This is a genomic window from Micrococcus sp. KRD128 (assembly GCF_017168395.1).
Taxonomy (GTDB): domain Bacteria; phylum Actinomycetota; class Actinomycetes; order Actinomycetales; family Micrococcaceae; genus Micrococcus; species Micrococcus luteus.
The window spans coordinates 1-464 of sequence record NZ_JABFAX010000037.1; the positions used below are offsets into that span (position 1 = coordinate 1).

The following is a 464-nucleotide window of genomic DNA, read 5'->3' on the forward strand; positions in this document are numbered from 1 at the left end:
AATGTGATGAAACAAGCGAGGATTCTATTTGATGAATCTAAGGCGATGATTAAAGCTAGCCAAAAGCTTGATAAAAATTTCAGAACATTAAGAGATGAAATCCATTATGACGCAACGATATCAAAAATTATGCCCCAAGCATCAGATAGCGATAAGTTAGATGGATTGAATACACACATGGGGATTTTTGATGAAATTCATGAATTTAAAGACTATAAATTGATTTCAGTTATAAAAAACTCAAGAGCTGCAAGGTTACAACCTCTTCTCATCTACATTACGACAGCAGGGTTTCAATTAGATGGTCCACTTGTTGATATGGTAGAAGCGGGAAGAGACACCTTAGATCAAATCATAGAAGACGAAAGAACTTTTTATTATTTAGCATCTTTGGATGATGACGATGATATTAATGATTCGTCGAACTGGATAAAAGCAAATCCCAACTTAGGTGTCTCTATAAA

At 34.3% G+C, this 464-nt stretch carries 1 protein-coding gene; it reads left to right on the plus strand.

Translation table 11 applies throughout. The annotated features are described in order from the left end of the window. The coding region (locus J1M44_RS11300; RefSeq protein WP_241253055.1) for a terminase large subunit domain-containing protein at positions 1-464 on the plus strand (464 nt) is incomplete at both ends.